Genomic DNA, 20161 nt, shown 5'->3' on the forward strand with positions numbered 1-20161 from the left:
AGCGTCCCCAGCGCGGCCACGAGCTGGTCCCGGTCGGCGACGACGAGCGCGGCCCGGACGGCCAGCGGTTCGCGGCCCACCCGCAGGGTGTGGGCGATGTCGGCCGGCGACTGCTGCGGCAGCAGCGCGGACTCCGGCGCGAGCAGGTGCTCGCGCAGCAGTCCGGCGAGCACCCGCAGCCGCTCGGGGCTGCGCGCCGACAGCGGGACGACGTACGGGCCCGGAGCGCCGGCCGAGGAGGTGCGGCGGTGCGGTTCCTCCATCAGCACATGGGCGTTGGTCCCGCCGAAGCCGAAGGAGCTGACGCCGGCCCGGCGGGGCGCGCCGTCCGTGGCCGGCCAGGGCCGGGTCCCGTCGACGATGTAGAAGGGGCTGCCGGCCAGGTTGATCAGCGGGTTCAGGCTCCGGAAGTTGACGGTCGCGGGCAGCACCCCGGCCGTCATGGCGGCGACGACCTTCACCATGCCCGCCACCCCGGCGGCGGATTCCAGGTGCCCGATGTTGGTCTTGACCGAGCCGATGCCGGTGGTGTCCGGGTCGGGTTCGGTCCCGGCGGCCTCGTGCAGGTTGCGGAAGGCGCGCTTGAGGCCGACGATCTCGATCGGGTCGCCGACCGGGGTGCCCGGCCCGTGCGCCTCGATGTAGCCGACGGTGCCGGGCGCGACGCCCGCCCGGGTGTAGACGTGCTCGATCAGCGCGGCCTGGGCGGTCGGGCTGGTCACGGTCAGCGAGTTGGTCCGGCCGCCGTGGTTGGTGCCGACGCCCTTGATCACCCCGTGGACCGGGTCGCCGTCCGCGATCGCCCGGGCGAGCGGCTTGAGCAGCAGGACCGCCCCGCCCTCGCCCCGGACGAACCCGTCGGCGCCCTCGTCGAAGGCCTGCGCCCGGCCGGTGGGCGAGAGCATGCCGGCCTTGCTGAAGGCCACGAAGTGCTTCGGGGACCAGCACAGGTTGACGCCGCCGGCCAGCGCCAGGTCGCAGTCCCCGTTGTTGAGCGCGGTCACGGCCTCGTAGACGGACACCAGGGAGCTGGAGCAGGCAGTGTCGTTGGTGATGCTCGGGCCGTGGAGGTCGAAGTGGTAGGAGAGCCGGTTGGCGACGATCGAGTACGCCGTTCCGGTCGGGAAGTAGGCGTCGGTCGCCACGTCGTCGCGCTCGATGAGTTCGGCGTAGTCGGCGTGGCAGACGCCCATGAAGACCCCGGTGCGGCTGCCCGCGAGCTCGCTCGCGCGGTAGCCCGCGTCCTCGACGGCCTTCCAGGCGAGTTCGAGGGCGAACCGCTGCTGCGGGTCCATCGTCTCGGCCTCGCGCGGGGAGATGGCGAAGAAGGCGGCGTCGAAGCGGTCCGCGTCCTCGATGAACCCGGCCCAGATGCTGTTGGTCCGTTCGCCGCCGTTGCGCGGGTCCCCGAAGTAGCGTTCCTTGGACCACCGTTCGGCCGGGACCTCGGTGATCAGGGAGCGTCCGGCGGCGAGGTGGTCGAAGAGCGTGGCGAGGGTGTCGGCCCCGGGGAAGCGCAGGGCGAGTCCGATGATGGCGATGCCGTCGGTGGTCACCGGGCCTCCTTTCCGGTCCGGACGGCGTGGCGCCGGTCCACGGTCACTTTCAGGTCGAGCGCCGGGGCGGCCGGTCCGCCGTTCCGGCCGGCGCCGTCGAGCACGAACTGCCGGTGGAGCACGGCGGTGGTGAGCAGGTAGACGAAGGCCTGGTCCTCCTTGGTGCTCACGTCCTCGGCGGGCGAGGCCATGACGCGGTCCGTCAGGCGGCGGGCGAACCGCTGGTCCAGGAAGTCGAGCTTGCCCAACTCGTTGTCGGACAGGAGGAGTTCCAGGTAGTCCGGGCGGTGCTCCTTGAACACCTCGCTGCCCGGGGCGCGGTAGGGCTGCTTGGGGCGGTCCGTGGTCCACTGCGGCAGCTCGGCGCGGAACGCCTTCTTCAGGACGGCCTTCTCGTTCCACCCGTCGTCGAAGCGGAGGTTGACCGCGGAGGCGGCCCGGACCACCGCCGGGTCGAGGAACGGGCAGCGGTTCTCCACGCTGTGCGCCAGGGCGACGCGCTCGCCCTGGGTCGAGAGCAGGAAGCCGGGCAGCAGGGTCTTGTACTCCAGCCACTGGGCCTTCTGCACCGCGGACATGGCCTGGTAGCCCGGTGCCCGGGCGACCAGGTCGAGCAGGTCGGCGAACGGGTCCTTGCGGGAGGCGAGCAGCCGGGCCGCGAACCTGCCGTTCTGGTACCGCAGTTCGTGGGAGAACAGGCCGGGCAGCCGCTCGGTGGCGAACTGCTGGTACAGGCCGAGCAGGTGGCCCTGGTGGGCCGGGCCGAAGTGCGCCAGCTCCGGGTGCAGGGTGGCGAGTCCGGCGCGCCGCTCGGCGTCGGTGAGCCCGTGCCAGCGTTCGCGCAGCATGGTCTCGCGGAACAGGGAGTAGCCGAGGAAGGCCTCGTCGGAGCCCTCGCCGCTGAGCACGGTCTTGATGCCCGCGTCGCGGACGTGGCGGGAGAGCAGGAACATCGGGACGAAGGAGGTCCGGAAGGCGGGCACCTCGGCGTGGTACACCGCCGACGGGAGGTTGTCGGCGATGTCCGCGCCGGTGACCGGGAGGGCGGAGTGCAGGGTGCCCAGGTGCTCGGCGACCAGCAGCTGGCTGTCGGACTCGTCGAAGTTCTTGTCCCGGAAGGCCACCGAGAAGGTGCGGACCTGGTGCCGGGACAGCTGCGTGGCGAGGCTGGTGACCACGGAGGAGTCGAGGCCGCCGCTCAGGTAGACGCCGACCTCCACGTCGGAGCGCAGGCGCAGCTCCACCGCGGTCCGCAGGCTCTCCCGGACGAACGCGACCGCCTCCGGCTCGGTGCCGTCGAAGCCCGGTACGTCGAAGGAGAGTTCCTCGTACGCGCGCGGCGAGCGCAGGCCGCCGCCGGCCTCCAGGTAGCAGCCCATGGGCAGTTGGCGGACGCCGGCGAACGGCGTGCGGTCGGGCAGCGGCGTCCACACCGCGTAGATCGACGCGAGGTCCGGCGGGGAGAGCTCGAAGCGGAAGCCGGGGAACGCGCCGAAGGCCTTCGCCTCGGAGGCGAACAGGAGGGCGCCGCCGTGCTCGGCGTAGTACAGCGGGCGCTTGCCGTAGCGGTCGCGGGCCAGGACGAGCCCGCCGGTGGCGGTGTCCCTGATCGCGAGCGCGAACGGGCCGTTGAAGCGGGCGAAGCAGGCCGGACCCCACTGGATCCAGGCCTGGAGGGCGACTTCGGTGTCGGAGTGGTCGGTGCGGAACGGGCGGCCCAGGCCCTCCAGTTCCGCGCGCAGTTCGACGTGGTTGTAGATCTCGCCGTTGAAGCAGATCCAGTAGCGCTCCGTCGGGTCCGACATCGGCTGGGCGCCGTCGGCGGGATCGACGATCGCCAGCCGTACGGTGCCCATCGCGAGCCCGTCGTCCAGGTAGTAGCCGGCCTGGTCCGGTCCGCGGTGGCGGATGGTCGAGAGCATCGAGGTGATGACCTCGTCGGGTGCTCCGGTCAGTGGTGGGTCCGCGAGGAACCCGGCGATTCCGCACATGGCAGTCCCCCTATTCCCCGGCGAGCTTCTTCTGGACGAATTCATCGATCGCGTTGAGCGATACGAGGACGTTCATGAGGATCTCGTCGCCGTCGAGGGCCAGCGAGAACTCGGACTCCAGGAAGCGCATCATCCTGACGTAGCCGAAGGAGTCGATGACCCCGGCCTTGAACAGGTCGGTGTCCGGGGTGGTCTCATCGTCGAACTCGAAGAGGAAGCGCTCCTCCAGGTACGTCCGGATCGTGTCCGTCGTCGATTCCATCGTTCAGGCTCCAGACGTGATTTTGTCGACCATGCGGGTGAGGGAGGTGCCCCCGATCTCGGTGAACTCCACGTCGTCGTCCCGGTCGAGGAGACTTCGTACGCAGTCGGTCCAGCGCACCGGGGCGACGAGCTGTTCGGCCAGCAGCCGGGCGGTCTCCTCCGGCCGGTGCGGCCGGGCGGTGACATTGGAGACGACCGGGGTGCGGGGTGCGGCGAATGCGAAGCCGGTGAGGAATTCCGCGAAGCGCACGCGGGCGGGCTCCATGTAGCGGGAGTGGAAGGGCGCGCTCACCCTCAGGCGGGCGACCCGGATCCCGTTCTCCTCGAGGCATTCGACCGCGGCGGCCAGCACGGGGGGAGTGGCCGCGATGACGAGTTGTGACGGGGTGTTCAGGCCGGCGATGTCGACGCCGTCGATCCCGTGGTCGGCGAGGAGCTCCAGCAGCCGTTCCTCGGGGGTGTCCAGGACGGCGGCCATGCCCCCGTCGGAGGCCGCGGCCATGAGCTCGCCGCGCTTGGCGACCAGCCGGAGCCCGGTCTCGAAGTCGAACACCCCGGCGGCCAGCAGGGCGTTGTACTCGCCGAGGCTGTGCCCCAGGTAGACGTCCGCCGGGCGGTCCTCCCGGTGGGTGCGCTCGAAACCGTGCAGGGCGTTGACGACGAAGATCGCCGGCTGGGTGTACTCGGTCCGGCCGAGCAGGCCGTCCGGGTCCTTGGTGCACAGGGCGGCGAGGTCGTACCCCAGCAGGTCGGAGGCGAATCCGACCAGTCCTGGGTAGCGTTCGAGGACCTCGGCGCCCATTCCCTTGTGCTGGCTGCCCTGGCCGGCGAAGAGCATGGCGAACACGGCATTCCTCCGACGGGTGTCGCGGGGATGAGGGGGTGTGGCGAGAAGGGGGCGCGCGCCCGGTCTCACAGACGGCAGGTCGGGACGACCGACCTGAGCACGTTCAGGACCGCGCGGCCGCGCCGGTCGAGGGCGAGGCCGGGGGCGGCGGCCACGCCGAGCGACGCGGTCGGCGCGTCCCCGGCGAGTTCGACCGAGCGGATCCGGCCGCCGTCCAGCGTCGTGGCCCGGTGGGCGCGCTGGTGGACGAGGGCGAACCCGCACCCGGCGGCCACCAGGCCGCGGACGGTCTCCGGCCCGGTGGCGGTGACCACCGGTGGCAGCGGGACGCCGACGTCGGCGAAGAACTTCTCGAAGTGGAGCAGCAGCGGCGGGTCGTCGAGGGCGACGAACGGCCGCTCGGCGAGCTCGGCCAGGCGGACGGGGTCGGCCCGGCCGCACGGGTCGTCGTCCGCGACGAGCGCCCGCATGGGCAGCTCGGCCAGCGGGACGAACCGGGAGCCGCCGCTCAGGAAGTCGTAGGTGACGGCCAGTTCGCACTGCCCGTCCCGGAGCAGGGCCAGCAGCCGGTCGGCCGGTTCCTCCCGGGTGGTCAGCCGCAGGCCCGCGTGGCGTTCCGCGGTGATCCGGTGGGTCTGGGGGAGCAGGAACGGGGCGACCGGGGTGAGGAACCCGACGCCGAGCCGGCCTTCGATGCCGCCGGCCAGCGCGTCCCCCTGCTCCTGGAGGCTCCTGGCCTGTCCCAGCAGCGCGCGGGCGCCGAGGAGCAGGTCCCGCCCGTTCGGGGTGAGGGTGACCCCGCGGGCGTGGTGGCGCAGCAGCAGCTGCACGCCGAGTTGGCGTTCCAGCCGCATGATGGCCGAGGAGACGGTCGATTGCGAGGCTCTGAGCTTCTCGGCCGCTTCCGAGATGTTTCCGAGTTCGGCCGATTCCACGAAATAGCGCAACTGCGTGAGGCTGAAGTCCAGGCGGTCGGTCATTCTTCACGTCCGGAGTGATTTCTCGGTCGGTCGGATCGTGTGGGCGCCGTTCGCGCGCGTTCCGGCCGTTTCAGGTCCGGTGCGCGTTCCGGGGCGATCGTCTGGGCGTACGCGGCGCGGTTCCGGCGCCGGGACAGTGGAACCGTGGCAGGCGGTACCGGTCGTACGTGTGCGATGGCGACATGGCGGGGCTCTTCTCTGGCTTCGGGAGCGAGGAGAACACTGTCGAGCGGGTATCGCGAAACGCTGTGTGTCATGCGCGTGTCAAGAAAGTAAAAAGCGCAGGCCGGAGGGTCGTGGCCAGGAGTGTGCAGGAAGGTTCAAGGGTGCACACGGAACGAAGCGCTTCGCTCACCTTAGGCGACAGGTTGACCGTGGAACAAGGTCGCCCTGGGGCCGGGATGTGAGGAACTCGCGGGCGTATCCGGTGGGCCGGATTCCGCGGGCCGGACCGTACGGGGGCGTCCGAGGCCGGACCGTCCGGGACCGTCCGGGGTCGGATCGTCCTTGGGTGTCCCGGGCGGAAACGGCGAGCGGCCCGCCCGGTGTCGTGGAGGACACCGGGCGGGCCGCGTACGCACCCGAGCAACCCCTGCGCGTCAGTGCACCAGCACCGGCACGTCGTTCTCGGCCGCCGAGCCCGCGTCCGAGCCCGTCGAGGCACCCGGCCGGCCGGCGTTGATGAAGGTGAAGGCGACCACGCCGGCCGCCACCAGGATCCCGAAGGACACCCAGATCGCGGTCGAGAAGCCGTGCACCATGCCCTGGAACTGCAGCACCTTGGCGGCCTCCGGCGAGGCGGCGGCCGCGGCGGTGGCGTGCGAGGCCAGCCAGCCGGTGGTCGCGCTGGCCGCGATGGTGTTCAGCAGCGCGGTGCCGATGGCGCCGCCGACCTGCTGCGAGGTGTTGACCATCGCCGAGGCCACACCCGCGTCGCGCGGCTGGACGCCGTGCGTGGCGAGGCTCATGGCCGGCATGAACGCGGTGCCCATGCCGAGGCCCATCAGGACCAGGCCCGGCAGGATCAGCGCCGGGTAGGAGGTGTCCAGGCTGATGTGGGTCAGCAGGAACATGCCGGCCGAGGCGACCAGGAAGCCGGGCGCCATCAGGTAGCGGGCCGGGACCCTGGTCATCAGCCGGGCGCCGATCTGGGTCGAGCCGGTGATCATGCCCGCCACCATCGGCAGGAAGGCCACGCCGGTCAGCACCGGGCTGTAGCCGAGCACGATCTGCAGGTAGTAGGTCAGGAAGAGGAACAGACCGAACATGCCGATCACGGCCATGCCCAGCGACAGGTACACCCCGCCGCGGTTGCGGTCGAGCACCACGCGCAGCGGCAGCAGCGGGGCCTTGACCCGGAGCTCCACCAGCACGAAGGCGGCCAGCAGCACGGCGGCCGCGACGAACAGGCCGATGGTGGTGCCGGACGACCAGCCGTCCGACTCGGCGCGGGTGAAGCCGTAGACCAGCGAGACCAGGCCGGTGGTCACCAGCAGAACGCCGGGGACGTCCAGCCGGTTGCGGTTGCGGCCCTCGGCGGGCTCGCGGATCACCATCACGGCGCCGACGGCGGCCACGATGGCGAACGGGATGTTGACGAAGAAGGTCCAGCGCCAGTTCATGTACTCGGTGAGCAGGCCGCCGAGGATCAGACCGATGGCGCCACCGCCACCGGCGATCGCACCGTAGATGCCGAAGGCCTTGGCGCGTTCCTTGGCCTCGGTGAAGGTCACCGCGAGCAGCGACAGCGCGGCCGGCGCGAGCAGCGCGCCGAACACGCCCTGGAGTGCGCGGGCGCCCAGCAGCATCGCGGTGTTGGCCGCGGCGCCGCCGAGCGCGGAGGCCAGGGCGAAGCCGGTCAGGCCGACGATGAAGGTCCGCTTGCGGCCCCAGAGGTCCGCGATCCGGCCGCCGAACAGCAGCAGCCCGCCGAAGGCCAGCGCGTAGGCGGTGATCACCCACTGGCGGTTGCCGTCGGAGATGCCCAGGTCCCGCTGTGCGGACGGCAGGGCGATGTTCACGATGGTCGCGTCGAGGACGACCATCAGCTGGGCGAGGCCGATGAATATCAGCGCCTTCCAGCGCCGGGGATCGGGCAGCGTCGCCGGTCGGGCGGCGTCGGTTCGAGACATGGGGGTACTCACTTCACGGTGCGTGTGGTGTGCGTGAACGGTCGGGTGCCGTGCGGCGGGCACGGCGGGTCGCCGCACCGGGAGGGTGCGGTGGCAGGGCGCGCCGGGGCACGGCGGCGCGCGCCCGGACGGCTGGTACTGGTCGGGCCCCTACAGGCAGGGGGTCGGTACTGGTGGGTCGGTCAGTTCTGGGGCTGGAAGTCCTCGAAGGTCGCGGCCCGGCCGGGCAGCACCGAAGGAGCCGGTGCGCGCAGGCCGTCCAGGAAGATCTGCAGGTGCCGGTGGACGAAGTCGTCGAGCAGTCGGCAGGCGGTGTTCGGCAGTGGCCGGGTCAGCTGGCTCATCGCGATGAACAGGTCACCGTGGTCGACGTCCGACCGCAGCTCGCCCGCGGCCCGGGCGCGCTCCATCAGCCCGCCCACGGCGGCCTGCAGGCGCTCCCGGATCTCGGTCAACTCCGGGTCGTACAGGTCGACATGGTTGCTGAACAGGGTGCACAGACCGCCGACCTTCTCCCCGACGGACGCGTGCGCGAACCGCTGGAGGGCGTCGAACGGCCCACTGCCGTCAGGGGCGTCCGCCTCCGCCGTCGCCGTCTCGGCGAGGGCCAGGATGCGGTTCTTGACGAGCACCGCCACCTCACGGATCAGCGCCACCCGGTCCGGGAAGTTCCGGTACAGCGTGGCATTGCCGACCCCCGCCCGCTTCGCGATCTCGTCCAGCGGCGCGTCCGCACCGTACTCGACGAACGCCTCCCGGGCCGCCAGCACGATCCGCTCCCGGTTCCGGCTCGCGTCCGCACGCAACTTCGGCGTACGTGCGCTCCCCGCGGGACGGACCGACTCGGCGGTGGTGGTCACGACGACTGCTCCTCATCAGGATACCGGGGAAAATCTCCCCGCTTCTTCCAACGTACTCGGAAACGGGGAATCCGTCCCCGGAATTTCCCCTCGCCATGTGACCTGCGTCACATAACCCCCCTGCTCGCGGGTAGGGATGTCACACCCCGGCGCTACGGTCGCGGTATGTGCACGGCTCCTGACGCACCGCGCCGATCGCAGATGCGGCCCGAAGAGTTCGAGGAACTCGCGCGCCTGGCTTTCCGGGCGCTCGAGGGCCTCCAGTTGGAGTTCCTCGGCGGGCGACTGGGAGTGAAACCGAGGTCGGGCGGCAACCACGGCTGTGTGATCGAGTGGCTGGTGCGGAGCTGCTTCCAGGCGCGGCCGGAGCTGTGGCTGCACAGCCATGGCCTGAGGATGCGGGGAACCGACGGCGGACGGGTCCATCCCGATGGGACTCTGGCCCCCGCCGAGGCCTTCGTCGGGCAGGGGGAGTGGGTCGATGCGGATCGCGTGCTGATGGTGGTCGAAGTGACCGATGCGGACGTCGACGCCGATCGGCGCGCCCGGGTCGAGAAGCCCCGCGCCTACGCCGAGGCCGGCATCCCCGTCTACCTGCTGATCGACCGGGACTCCGCGGAGATCATCGTCCACAGTCAGCCCGACGGCGTCCGCTACGAGACCGTTCACACCCTGCCGTTCGGCAAGGCCGTCCGCCTCCCCGACCCGGTGGGCATCTCCCTGGACACCGAGCCCCTCAAGAACTGGGTGCGCTGATCCCGGGCATGGCTTCCCCGGGGCGGTGAGGGTGGCGCCCTAGGCTGTGGGCGTCCCGGGCGGCCGGTGGGCCGTGGGAGTCGGGAGGGGCCCGGCGGCCGGGTGGGCGGAGGAGGTTCGCGATGGGCAGCGGTGAGACGGTCGCCCGGGTGCGCTGTGTGGCGGCCGTGCCGTGCTGGGTGAGCCTGATGGCCCCGGACCTGGAGGACGCGAAGACGTTCTACGGCCCGCTGCTCGGCTGGGAGTTCGAGCCCGGGCCGGACCGCTTCGGCCCGTACGTGCACGCGGTGACCGGCGGGGAGGCGGTGGCCGGGCTGGGCGTCGCCGGTGTCGGGGCGGTTCCGCTCGCGTGGACCAGCTACTTCGGGACGGAGAGCGCCGACGCCGCCGCCGACGCGGTGCGGGAGCGCGGCGCGACCCTGGCGGTCGGCCCGCTGGCCTTCGACGCCGGACGGGTGGCCTTCGCGGCGGACCCGGCGGGCGCGGTGTTCGGCATCTGGGAGGGCCCGCTGGGCCGGGCCCGGAAGCTGGACCTGCCCGGGGCGCCGGTCTGGATCGAGCTGCGCACCCCGGACCCGTTCGCGGCGGCGCTGTTCTACGGCGAGGTGTTCCGCTGGGACGGCCGCGACCCGGAGCGCTTCGACGTCCGCTGGGAGCACGACCGGGTGGTGCTGCGCGCCGAGGGGCACAGTGTCGCGGCGCTGGCCAAGGAGCAGGCCGGCGGCCCGGCCGGGATGCCGCCGCACTGGGAGGTGTCCTTCGCCGTCCCGGACACGGACCGGGCGGTGGCCCGGGCCGCGGAGCTGGGCGGCGGGGCGCTCGGGCCGGCCTTCGACTCCCCGTACGGGCGGGTGGCCCGGCTGCGGGACCGCGAGGGTGCCCGGTTCGCGGTGATCAGCCCGAAGCATTGATCCGGCCCGGAGGAATGATCCGGCCTGAAGGAATGAGCGGGCTCGGAGGGACGGGCCGGCGGGAACGCTGATCAGTCCGGGGCGTCCAGTTCGGCCCGCTCCGCCCGCAGCCGGTCGCCCAGCGCGGTGCGGGCGGCCGCGGGCAGGGCCTTGCGGGCGGCCGGGAACAGCTGCTCCTCCTCCCCGCGCAGGTGCCGCCGCAGGGTTTCGGCGAGGCCGCGCAGCAGGGTGTCGAAGGCCGGTTCGGCCGGTCCGAGCCCCTGGAGGTCGGCGAGGTACTGCCCGATCGCCAGGTGGTCGTGGATGCTGCGGAAGACCAGGGCCCCGCCGTCGGGCACGTCGTGCTGGACCACCGGGAAGAGGTGTTCCTCCTCGGCGGCGCAGTGGGTGAAGAGGAGGTCGGTCAGCCGGGCCACCAGCTCGCCGCGTCCGGGGTCGCCGGCCGGTGCGGCCTCGATCCGGTCGAGCAGTCCGGTGACCGCCCGGTGGTCGGCGGTGAACTCGCCGAGGATGTCAGGCCTGCGGCTCATGGCCCGCCCGCCTCTCGCACGGAAGACTTCCCCCGCTGTCTTCCAGTATCCGGCGCCGGGCCGCCCGCCCGGAGGCACGCTCCGCTCACCCCCCGTCGAGCCCGCTCACCCCCCGTCGAGCCCGCTCACCCCCCGTCCCGCCGCCCGGTGAGGGCGAGCAGCCGGGTCTGCGGGTCGGCGTCCTCGGGCACCGGCAGCGGCGGGTCGAAGAGCCCGCTGCCGGAGAGGTCCCCGTACCCGGCGAACTCGCCGAGCGCGAACGCGACGAGCCCGTCGGGGAGCCGGGTGTGCCGTCCGATGCCCGCGGCGAGGTCCCAGGAGTGGATCACCAGGTCGGTGGTGAGCTGGTCCAGGTAGTACTGCCCCGAGGTGTCCCCGAAGGAGAGGTGGACGGTCAGCTCGGTGGCGCCCGGGACGGCCCAGGCCTCCCGGGCGGCCGCGGCGGCGTCGGTCCAGGCGGTGACCGGGTCGTCGCCGAGCACGTCGCCGTCGAAGCGCTCGCCGACCTCGCCGACGGTGGCGCCCATCAGCAGCTCGGGCACCCAGAGCTGTTCGCCGGTGAGGTGGTTGACGAGGTCGCGGACGGACCAGTCGCTGCACGGGGTGGGGGAGTCCCACTGTTCGGGGGTGATCAGTCGGACGCGCTCGCCGAAGGCGTCCAGCGCCTCGGGGTACGGGGTGCCGGTCCGGGTCTCCCGTCGGTGCTGTCTGTGGTGGGCCATGTCTCCACCCTCTCCGGCCGGGGCGGGGCCCGCGAGTCGCCGACGGCCCGTCAGTTGTTCAAATTCGAACTTCGGGGTACGGTCGGTGAAGCGGCGGTTCAAATTTGAACAATGGCGCCGGGTGACGATCCCTGCCTGCCGCACCACCACAACCCTTGACCGTGTCCGGCCGCGCCGGACGACGACCGAACCCCGATCGATGGAGACGCGCATGCCGAGCAGCAGCCCGAGCACGACCGCCGCCACCACCACCGTCAGCCCGACCCGGGACACCGCCGGGTCCGCGACGACCTCCCCGCACGCCTATGACGCCGGACTCCTGCTCCTGCGCCTGGCCCTCGGCCTGACCATGGCCGCGCACGGCAGCCAGAAGCTGTTCGGCTGGTTCGGCGGCGGCGGGATCGACGGCACCGGTCAGTTCTTCACCATGAGCGGCTACCCGGCCGGCAACGCCATGGCCGTGGTGGCCGGCCTCACCGAGACGCTGGGCGGACTCGCCCTCGCCGTCGGCCTGCTGACCCCGCTGGCGGGCGCCGCGATCGTCGGCACGATGGTCAACGCGATAGCCGTCACCTGGGGCGGCGGCTTCTTCGCCCCGAAGGGCAGCGAGTACGAGCTGCTGCTGACCGCCGGTGCCGCCGCGCTCGCCCTGACCGGCCCCGGCCGCTACGCCGTGGACCGTTTCCTGCCGGTGCTGCGGGCGCACCGCCTGGCGTACGGCGCGGCCGCCGTCGTGGTCGGCCTGGTGACGGCGGGCGTGATCCTGCTGCTCCGCAAGTAGCCGGAATCCGGCGGTAGTCGGTTCCACCGATCCGCGGGCCCGAAGGGCATGGTGACGACGACGTCGCCATGCCCTTCCGCTTTTCCGGATGGGTAGGGCTTGGGTAAAGGCCTTCACAATGATGTGTGATGTGTGCAATATTACATGGCACATCCCCACTGTTTCCACGACGGACCCGCCCCACGGGTCCCGTCGCGGACGGTCCTCGCTCCCCCGTAGGCCGCGCCCCAAATCGCGGCCGATGACGGCCCGGAGGCCCCCACGTGAATGGCCAACGCTTACTGCGAGTCCCGCGGTTGGCACGACTGTTGACGCTCGTCCTGTCCCTGTTCCTGACGGTCGGCCTGTTCGCCCCGCTCAGCCAGGCCGCCCCCGCCGGCCCCACCCCCGGCGGAACCACCCCCGGCGGCACCTCCGCCGGTACGCCCACGGGCGCGGCGCCCGCCCACCTGGCGCCGCCGCCCGCGATCGGCGAGAGCCGCGCCGACACCACCCCGGCGAAGCCGGACGGCCGCAAGCGCCTCAGCCCCGAGGACCTGGTGCCCCAGTCGCCGACGGCCCCGCTCACCGGCCTGCCGACGGCCGGGCAGTCGCAGGCCAAGGCCTTCGGCCTGGACGCGGCCGCCGCCCGGCCCTGCAACGTCGGCGACTTCACCAGCCGGACCGGCAGCGCGCTGGTCCAGCAGATCAAGTCCGTCGACCTCCAGTGCGTCAACTCGCTGTTCAAGATCGGCCGCGGCGACGCCGCCAACGCCTTCCGCGAGTCGCAGATGGTCACCGTGGCGAACGCGGTGCGCGACGCCGCCAACGGCTACCAGGGCAACGACAGCGGCTCGATCGCGGAGCTGATGCTCTACCTGCAGGCCGGCTACTTCACGCAGTTCTACAACCCCGACGTGGTGGGCCCCTACGGCAGCGGCCTGAAGGACGCCTCCCGCGCCGCGCTGGACGCGTTCTTCGCCAACCCCCGTTCGCGGGACGTCACCGCGGACAACGCGAGCCCGCTGGCCCGGGCGGCCACGCTGATCGACAGCATCAAGGACAGCGCCCGCTACCTGCCCGTCGTCAAGCGCCTGCTGTCCGACTACGACAGCGCCACCTGGAACCCGAACGGCATGGTCTACGCGGTGACCCCGGCGCTCACCGCGCTGTTCGCCGGCCACTGGGAGGCCGACTTCCTCCCCGCCGTCAAGGCCGACCCGAGCGTGCTGGACGCCCTGTTCACCTTCATCTCCCGCAACCAGGGCCTGCACGGCGGCACCTACGGGCGGACGGTCTACGAGGCGACCAACGAGCTGACCCGCTTCATGCAGTACCCGGACCTGCTGCCCCGGCTGCGCCCCTACGCGCGGGCCCTGGCCCAGCAGTCCGCCCCGACCGGCCCCACGATGTACCAGCGCGGCTCGGTGACGCTCGCGGTGAACTGGTGGGACAAGGGCAACTGCTCGTACTACGGCACCTGTGACGACCCGGCGAAGTTCAAGGCCGCCAACCTGACGGTGAAGCACAGCTGCAGCCCGAGCATCGTCATCCTGGCCCAGGCGCTGGACGCCGCCCAGCTGAACACCGCCTGCACCAGCCTGAACGGCCAGGACGCGTTCTTCCACGCGGTGGCCAAGGACAACGGCCCGGTCAAGGACGACAACAACAAGACGATCGAGGTCGTGGCCTTCCACTCCTCGCTCGACTACCAGGTGCTCGCCGCGGTCATCTACGACATCAACACCAACAACGGCGGCATGTACCTGGAGGGCGACCCGGCGGCGGTCGGCAACCAGCCGCGCTTCCTCTGCTACGAGGCCGAGTGGGCCCGCCCGTCCTTCGAGATCTGGAACCTCAACCACGAGTACACCCACTACCTCGACGGCCGGTTCAACGTGTACGGCGACTACGACGCCGGCCAGGTCCAGCCGATCGACTGGTGGGTCGAGGGCTTCGCGGAGTACGTCTCCTACTCGTACCGCAAGGTCGTCAACGACGGTGCCATCGCGGTCGCTTCGCAGCACGCCTACCGGCTGAGCGAGCTGTTCGACACCGTCTACGCCACCAGCAGCCAGGACCGGGTCTACCGCTGGGGCTACCTGGCCGTGCGCTACATGCTGGAGCAGCACCGCTCCGACCTGGACGCGGTCCTCGCCAAGTACCGCACCGGTGACTGGAACGGCGCCCGCGCCATCCTGAAGACCACCATCGGCACCCGCTACGACGCCGACTTCGACAGCTGGCTGACCAAGTGCGCCGCCGGCGCCTGCGCCACCGACACGCCGGGCCAGCCGCAGCTGCCGGAGTGCGCGGGCAACGACGTCCGGCTGCTCTCGGCCAACTGCGTGCGCGGCAACGTCGCGGCGACCACCGGCAACTACGCGCACTTCTACCTCCTGGTGCCGGCCGGCACCAAGCAGATCAAGGTCACCAGCAAGGGCGGCACCGGCAACGGTGACCTCTACTACAACCCGACGAGCTGGGCCTACACCAACGCGTACGTCACGCGCTCGGCGGGTCCGGACAACGCGGAGACGCTGACCGTCACCAACCCGCCGGTCGGTGGCTACGTCTTCTTCAGCCTCTACGCCCAGCAGGGCTTCAGCGGGGTGAGTGTCACGAGCGAGATGTGAGCCGACCCCGGCTGACCCCAGACAGGTGACCGCCCCGGGCGGAGCGCTACGGCGCCCCGTCCGGGGCGGGTCTGTTGACGGACCGTCACCACGATCCCTCCGTGAATTCCCCGCAAACTGCGCACAACGCCCCGGGTTCCCAAGGCCATGTGAGATGTGCCATGGTACATGTCACACCCCCCACCGTGCCCGACGGAACCGCTCCCCACGCGGCGCCGTCACCAACGGTCCTCGACACCCCCCACCGGCCGCGCCCCAAATCGCGGCCGACGACGGCCCGGAGGCCCCCACGTGAGTCCTTCACGTCTGCTGCGACTCCCGCAGCTGGCACGATTGCTGACGCTCGTCCTGTCCCTGTTCCTGGCGGTCGGCCTGTTCGCCCCGCAGTCCCAGGCCGCCCCCGCCACCCCCACCCCCGGCGGCTCGCCCGCGCCCGTCCCCACCGGGCCGGCCCCGCAGCCCGCCACCGGCGCAGCCGAACGAGCCGACAGCGGGCAGCAGTTGGCCTCGGTCGACCAGCGCGCCCCGCTCCCGGTCGACACCCGGCCGGCCGAGGTCCGGCCGACCGCCAAGGCCCTCAGCCTCGGCGCGGCGGCCGAACAGGCCTGTACCGTCGGCGACTTCAGCGGCCGGACCGGCAGCGACCTGGTCCAGCACATCAAGAGCGCGGACATCAACTGCATCAACAGCCTGTTCCAGCTCACCGGCGGCGACGCGCGCGGCGCGTTCCGCGAGGAGCAGATGAACACGGTGGCCTACGCGCTGCGCGATGCTTCGGCCAACTACCCCGGTGACAACAGCACTTCGGTCGAGCAGCTGGTGCTCTACCTGCGCGCCGGCTACTTCGTGCAGTGGTACCACAAGGAGGACGTCGGCGAGTACGGCGCCGGCCTCAAGACCGCGATCCAGTCCGGGCTGGACGCCTTCTTCAACAGCGCCCACTCGCGCGACGTCGCCTCGGGCAACGCGCCCATCCTGGGCGAGGCCGTCACCCTGATCGACAGCGCGCAGGAGAACGTCCGCTTCCTGCCGGTGGTCAAGCGGCTGCTGGGCGACTACAAGGCCGACACCTGGAACCCGGCCGGCATGGCCTGGGCGGTCAACCCGGTGTTCACCGTGCTGTTCCGCGGCCACCAGGTGCCCGGCTTCGACGCGGCCGTCGAGGCGGACCCGAGCGTGCTGGACGCGCTGTCCGACTTCGCGACCCGCAACAACGCCCTGCTCGGCGACAGCTTCGGCGTGCTGGTCTACAACGCGACCAAGGAGCTGACCCGCTTCCTGAAGGACACCGCCCTCCAGGCCAAGGTCCGTCCGCTGGCCAAGACGCTGGTCGAGAAGTCGGAGCCGAAGGGCCGCACCGTCTTCCAGTGGGCCGCGGTCGCGGAGGCGGTCGACTACTACGACCAGGGCAACTGCTCCTTCTACGGTACCTGTGACAAGTCCGCCCAGCTCAAGGCCGGCGTGCTGACCGTGAAGCACACCTGCAGCCCGAGCATCACGCTGCTCGCCCAGGCGCTGGACGCCACCCAGCTGAACACCGCCTGCACCAGCCTCAACGGCCAGGACGAGTACTTCCACTCGGTGGCCAAGGACAGCGGCCCGGTCAAGGACGACAACAACAAGACGATCGAGGTCGTGGCCTTCCACTCCTCGCTCGACTACCAGGTGCTCGCCGCCGCGATCTACGGCATCGACACCAACAACGGTGGCATGTACCTGGAGGGCGACCCGACCAAGGCCGACAACCAGCCGCGCTTCCTCTGCTACGAGGCCGAGTGGGCCCGCCCGTCCTTCGAGATCTGGAACCTCAACCACGAGTACACCCACTACCTCGACGGCCGGTTCGACATGTACGGCGACTTCGAGGCCGGCATGAAGACCCCGACCGTCTGGTGGGTCGAGGGCTTCGCGGAGTACGTCTCCTACGCGTACCGCAAGGTGAACAACGACGGCGCCATCGCGGCGGCCGCCCGCCACACCTACAAGCTGAGCGACCTCTTCGACACCGGCTACGGCGACCAGGACCGGGTCTACCGCTGGGGCTACCTGGCCGTGCGCTACATGCTGGAGCAGCACCGCTCCGACCTGGACGCGGTCCTCGCCAAGTACCGCACCGGTGACTGGAACGGCGCCCGCGCCATCCTGAAGACCACCATCGGCACCCGCTACGACGCCGACTTCGACAGCTGGCTGACCAAGTGCGCGTCCGGCGGCTGCGCCACCGACGGCAGCGGCAACCCGCCCACCACGCCGGGCACCCCGCTGCCCGAGTGCACCGGCACCGACACCCGGCTGCTGGCGGCCAACTGCACCCGCAGCAACGTCGCGGCCACCACGGGCAACTACGCGCACTTCTACCTCCTGGTGCCGGCCGGCACCAAGCAGGTGAAGATCACCACCAGCGGCGGCACCGGCAACGGCGACCTCTACTACAACCCGACGAGCTGGGCCTACACCGACACGAACACCGCGCGGTCGACCGGCCCGGACAACTCCGAGACGCTGACCGTCACGGACCCGCCGGCCGGCGGCTACATCTTCTTCAGCCTCTACGCCCAGCAGGGCTTCAGCGGGGTGAGCGTCACGAGCGAAATGTGAGCCGAGTACGGCGAACGGACAGGTGACCGCCCCGGGCGGAGCGCTACGGCGCCCCGCCCGGGGCGGGTCCGTTCCGTACGGGCGCCCTACGCGCCGACCCGCACCAGCGCCAGGGTGATGTTGTCCGGCCCGCCGGCCTCGATCGCCGCCTTCCACAGCTCGAACGCCGCCCTGCCGTCCGAGCGGTCCGCCCCCTCGAACGACCGCTCCAGCAGCCCGGCCAGCTCCTCCTCGGGCACCGGGTCGGTCAGGCCGTCGCTGCACACCAGGTACCGGTCCCCGGCGGTCAGCGGCACGGCCCGGACGTGCGGCTCGACGAAGGTGAGCCCGAGCGAGCCGCCCAGGGTCTGGGTGACCACCGAGGTGGTGCGCCGTCCGGGCGGCAGCGGCGGGCTGTCGTCCACGCTCACCCGGCGCAGCCCGTCCCCGGTGATCCGGTAGACCCGGCTGTCGCCGACGTTGAAGGCCAGCGCCCACTCGGGCAGCAGCACCAGCCCGGCGACGGTGGTGCCCATCGCGGCGAGCTCCGGCTCCTCGGCGGCGGCCGCGTAGACGGCCCGGTTGCAGGCCAGGAGCTCCTCGCGGACGGCCTCCTCGCCGTCCAGCGCGCCCCCGTCGGCGGCGAGCCGGCGGGCGACCAGGGCACTGGCCACCTCGCCGCCGGGGTGGCCGCCCAGGCCGTCGGCGACCGCGATCACGCAGGGCGGGCCGAGCGGGAAGAGCAGGGTCTGCGGGTTGGTGGTCACGGTGGCGCAGAGCGTCCACGGCCCGACCGTGAGGCTGTCCTCGTTGTGCTCCCGCACCAGGCCCTCGTGGCTCAGCGCGCTCACCGCGATGTACGGACCCATCGTCCGCCGCCCTTCCGGAGCCTTCCCTGGCCGCCCGCGCCTTCCATTGTCGTCGCTGGGGAGGGGGGACGACGAGGGGGAGCGGGGGAGGGGGAATAACGGGCCCCACCCGGATGCTAAGGTGGTTGAAAGTTGGACTACCTGGGATGTGGTGATCAGCATGCAGTTCGGAATCTTCTCCGTCGGCGACGTGACGACCGACCCGACCACCGGCCGCACCCCGACCGAGCACGAGCGGATCAAGGCGATGGTCGCCATCGCCCGCAAGGCCGAGGAGGTCGGCCTGGACGTCTTCGCGACCGGCGAGCACCACAACCCGCCGTTCGTCCCGTCCTCGCCGACGACCATGCTCGGCTACATCGCCGCGCAGACCGACCGCATCATCCTCTCCACGTCGACCACGCTGATCACCACCAACGACCCGGTGAAGATCGCCGAGGACTTCGCGATGCTCCAGCACCTGGCCGAGGGCCGGGTGGACGTCATGATGGGCCGCGGCAACACCGGCCCGGTCTACCCGTGGTTCGGCCAGGACATCCGCCAGGGCATCCCGCTCGCGATCGAGAACTACGCGCTGCTGCACCAGCTGTGGCGCGAGGAGGTCGTCGACTGGCAGGGCCGCTTCCGCACCCCGCTCCAGGGCTTCACCTCCACCCCGCGCCCGCTGGACGACGTCCCGCCGTTCGTCTGGCACGGCTCGATCCGCAGCCCCGAGATCGCCGAGCAGGCCGCCTACTACGGTGACGGCTTCTTCGCGAACAACATCTTCTGGCCCAAGGAGCACTTCAAGAAGCTGATCAACCTCTACCGCGAGCGCTTCGCCCACTACGGCCACGGCACGCCCGAGCAGGCGGTCGTCGGCCTCGGCGGACAGGCGTTCATGCGGAAGAACTCCCAGGACGCGGTGCGCGAGTTCCGTCCGTACTTCGACAACGCGCCGGTGTACGGGCACGGGCCCTCGTTGGAGGAGTTCACCGAGCAGACCCCGCTGACCGTGGGCAGCCCGCAGGAGGTCATCGAGAAGACTCTGACCTTCCGCGAGTCCTTCGGCGACTACCAGCGCCAGCTGTTCCTGATGGACCACGCCGGCCTGCCGCTGAAGACGGTGCTGGAGCAGCTGGACCTGCTCGGCGAGGAGGTCGTGCCGGTGCTGCGCGAGGAGTTCGCCAAGGGCCGCCCGGCCGGGGTGCCGGACGGGCCGACCCATGCCGCGCTGGTCGCGGCCAAGGACGAGAAGGACGAGAACGCCGTGGAGGTGGCCAAGTGACCGCGTTCAAGCTGGTGGTGGTGAGTGCCGGGCTGAGCAAGCCGTCCTCGACCCGGCTGCTGGCCGACCGGCTCGCCGACTCGACGGTGCGCCGACTCGCCCTGGAGGGGCGGGAGGCGGAGGTCACCGTGGTCGAACTGCGGGACCTGGCGGTGGAGATCGCCAACAACCTCGTCACCGGCTTCCCCGGCGCCGGGCTGCGCGCGGCGATCGAGGCGGTCACGGAGGCGGACGCCCTGATCGCGGTGACGCCGATCTTCACGGCCTCGTACAGCGGCCTGTTCAAGTCCTTCTTCGACGTGGTCGACAACGACGCGCTCACCGGCAAGCCGGTGCTGATCGCCGCCACCGGCGGCACGCCCCGGCACTCGCTCGCCCTGGAGCACGCCGTCCGCCCGCTGTTCAGCTACCTGCGCGCGGTGGTGCTGCCGACGGCCGTCTACGCGGCCACCGACGACTGGGGCGCGGCGGGGACGGGCTCACCGACGGCCTGCCGCGCCGGA

16 protein-coding genes and 1 pseudogene are annotated in these 20161 nt (G+C 71.5%); 7 read left to right on the forward strand and 10 right to left on the reverse strand.

All coding sequences use genetic code 11. The features are described 5' to 3' along the window. From AE652_RS13030 to AE652_RS13055, 7 genes are all read right to left on the reverse strand, one after another. A partial coding sequence (locus AE652_RS13030) for a type I polyketide synthase (protein WP_234348360.1) occupies positions 1-1556 on the reverse strand: 1556 nt, incomplete at its 3' end. After that, a complete protein-coding gene (gene asnB, locus AE652_RS43100) occupies positions 1553-3547 on the reverse strand; it encodes an asparagine synthase (glutamine-hydrolyzing) (protein ID WP_053112057.1) in 1995 nt (664 codons plus the stop codon). The genes AE652_RS13030 and asnB, both read right to left, overlap by 4 nt. Positions 3548-3557: 10 nt before the next feature. Beyond that, positions 3558-3809 carry an acyl carrier protein gene (locus AE652_RS13035; RefSeq protein WP_049651481.1) on the reverse strand — a complete coding sequence of 84 codons (252 nt, stop codon included), beginning with the start codon at positions 3807-3809 and terminating at the stop codon, positions 3558-3560. A gap of 3 nt (positions 3810-3812) precedes the next feature. Further along, complete coding sequence (locus AE652_RS13040) at positions 3813-4649, reverse strand: ACP S-malonyltransferase (protein WP_234348362.1); 837 nt, start codon at positions 4647-4649, stop codon at positions 3813-3815. Between the two features lie 74 nt (positions 4650-4723). Beyond that, positions 4724-5638 carry a LysR family transcriptional regulator gene (locus AE652_RS13045; protein WP_049651483.1) on the reverse strand — a complete coding sequence of 305 codons (915 nt, stop codon included), beginning with the start codon at positions 5636-5638 and terminating at the stop codon, positions 4724-4726. A 599-nt stretch (positions 5639-6237) separates the two neighbouring features. Continuing rightward, on the reverse strand, positions 6238-7770 hold the full coding sequence (locus tag AE652_RS13050; protein ID WP_049651484.1) for an MFS transporter: 1533 nt from the start codon (positions 7768-7770) through the stop codon (positions 6238-6240). Between the two features lie 182 nt (positions 7771-7952). After that, a complete protein-coding gene (locus tag AE652_RS13055) occupies positions 7953-8630 on the reverse strand; it encodes a TetR/AcrR family transcriptional regulator (protein WP_049651485.1) in 678 nt (225 codons plus the stop codon). Positions 8631-8795: 165 nt separating this feature from the next. Between AE652_RS13055 and AE652_RS13060 the strand changes: the two genes are divergently transcribed. Together AE652_RS13060 and AE652_RS13065 are read left to right on the forward strand one after the other, a co-directional pair. Next, positions 8796-9386 carry a Uma2 family endonuclease gene (locus tag AE652_RS13060; RefSeq protein ID WP_049651486.1) on the forward strand — a complete coding sequence of 197 codons (591 nt, stop codon included), beginning with the start codon at positions 8796-8798 and terminating at the stop codon, positions 9384-9386. 122 nt (positions 9387-9508) lie between these two features. Beyond that, positions 9509-10297: a VOC family protein gene (locus AE652_RS13065; protein WP_049651487.1), complete on the forward strand. Its 789-nt coding sequence runs from the start codon at positions 9509-9511 to the stop codon at positions 10295-10297. Positions 10298-10368: 71 nt separating this feature from the next. Here AE652_RS13065 and AE652_RS13070 read toward each other — a convergent pair whose 3' ends face one another. After that, positions 10369-10827, reverse strand: coding sequence for a hemerythrin domain-containing protein (locus AE652_RS13070; RefSeq protein WP_049651488.1), 459 nt, complete (start codon positions 10825-10827; stop codon positions 10369-10371). A 125-nt stretch (positions 10828-10952) separates the two neighbouring features. Continuing rightward, the gene (locus tag AE652_RS13075) at positions 10953-11549 is read right to left on the reverse strand and encodes a TIGR03086 family metal-binding protein (RefSeq protein WP_049651489.1); all 597 of its coding nucleotides are present in this window, start codon (positions 11547-11549) and stop codon (positions 10953-10955) included. Between the two features lie 211 nt (positions 11550-11760). Here AE652_RS13075 and AE652_RS13080 point away from each other — a divergent pair, with 211 nt between their 5' ends. The 3 genes from AE652_RS13080 to AE652_RS13090 all read left to right on the forward strand — a co-directional run bounded on the left by AE652_RS13080 (position 11761) and on the right by AE652_RS13090 (position 17543). Beyond that, positions 11761-12330: a DoxX family protein gene (locus AE652_RS13080; protein WP_049651490.1), complete on the forward strand. Its 570-nt coding sequence runs from the start codon at positions 11761-11763 to the stop codon at positions 12328-12330. Positions 12331-12626: 296 nt separating this feature from the next. Then, positions 12627-14945, forward strand: a complete 2319-nt coding sequence (locus AE652_RS13085) for a M9 family metallopeptidase (protein ID WP_063780149.1) — start codon at positions 12627-12629, stop codon at positions 14943-14945. A gap of 291 nt (positions 14946-15236) precedes the next feature. After that, positions 15237-17543 (forward strand): M9 family metallopeptidase, encoded by a 2307-nt coding sequence (locus tag AE652_RS13090; protein ID WP_234348361.1) that lies wholly within the window; start codon positions 15237-15239, stop codon positions 17541-17543. Positions 17544-17629: 86 nt separating this feature from the next. On the opposite strand, the gene AE652_RS13095 is transcribed toward AE652_RS13090, so the two are convergent. Next, on the reverse strand, positions 17630-18391 hold the full coding sequence (locus tag AE652_RS13095) for a PP2C family serine/threonine-protein phosphatase (protein ID WP_049651491.1): 762 nt from the start codon (positions 18389-18391) through the stop codon (positions 17630-17632). Positions 18392-18551: 160 nt separating this feature from the next. Between AE652_RS13095 and AE652_RS13100 the strand changes: the two genes are divergently transcribed. Both AE652_RS13100 and AE652_RS13105 read left to right on the forward strand, forming a co-directional pair. Beyond that, positions 18552-19658, forward strand: a complete 1107-nt coding sequence (locus tag AE652_RS13100) for an LLM class flavin-dependent oxidoreductase (RefSeq protein WP_049651495.1) — start codon at positions 18552-18554, stop codon at positions 19656-19658. Further along, positions 19655-20161, forward strand: a pseudogene (locus tag AE652_RS13105) (CE1759 family FMN reductase); the annotation flags it as partial. The gene AE652_RS13100 and the pseudogene AE652_RS13105, both read left to right, overlap by 4 nt.

Source organism: Kitasatospora sp. MY 5-36 (assembly GCF_001182915.1).
In the GTDB taxonomy this organism is placed as follows: Bacteria; Actinomycetota; Actinomycetes; order Streptomycetales; family Streptomycetaceae; genus Kitasatospora.

Coding starts and splice junctions, on each gene's coding strand:
- asnB (WP_053112057.1), bottom strand. CDS start 3,547: ATGTGCGGAATCGCCGGGTTCCTCGCGGACCCACCACTGACCGGAGCA.
- AE652_RS13035 (WP_049651481.1), bottom strand. CDS start 3,809: ATGGAATCGACGACGGACACGATCCGGACGTACCTGGAGGAGCGCTTC.
- AE652_RS13040 (WP_234348362.1), bottom strand. CDS start 4,649: ATGCTCTTCGCCGGCCAGGGCAGCCAGCACAAGGGAATGGGCGCCGAG.
- AE652_RS13045 (WP_049651483.1), bottom strand. CDS start 5,638: ATGACCGACCGCCTGGACTTCAGCCTCACGCAGTTGCGCTATTTCGTG.
- AE652_RS13050 (WP_049651484.1), bottom strand. CDS start 7,770: ATGTCTCGAACCGACGCCGCCCGACCGGCGACGCTGCCCGATCCCCGG.
- AE652_RS13060 (WP_049651486.1), top strand. CDS start 8,796: ATGTGCACGGCTCCTGACGCACCGCGCCGATCGCAGATGCGGCCCGAA.
- AE652_RS13065 (WP_049651487.1), top strand. CDS start 9,509: ATGGGCAGCGGTGAGACGGTCGCCCGGGTGCGCTGTGTGGCGGCCGTG.
- AE652_RS13070 (WP_049651488.1), bottom strand. CDS start 10,827: ATGAGCCGCAGGCCTGACATCCTCGGCGAGTTCACCGCCGACCACCGG.
- AE652_RS13075 (WP_049651489.1), bottom strand. CDS start 11,549: ATGGCCCACCACAGACAGCACCGACGGGAGACCCGGACCGGCACCCCG.
- AE652_RS13080 (WP_049651490.1), top strand. CDS start 11,761: ATGCCGAGCAGCAGCCCGAGCACGACCGCCGCCACCACCACCGTCAGC.
- AE652_RS13095 (WP_049651491.1), bottom strand. CDS start 18,391: ATGGGTCCGTACATCGCGGTGAGCGCGCTGAGCCACGAGGGCCTGGTG.
- AE652_RS13100 (WP_049651495.1), top strand. CDS start 18,552: ATGCAGTTCGGAATCTTCTCCGTCGGCGACGTGACGACCGACCCGACC.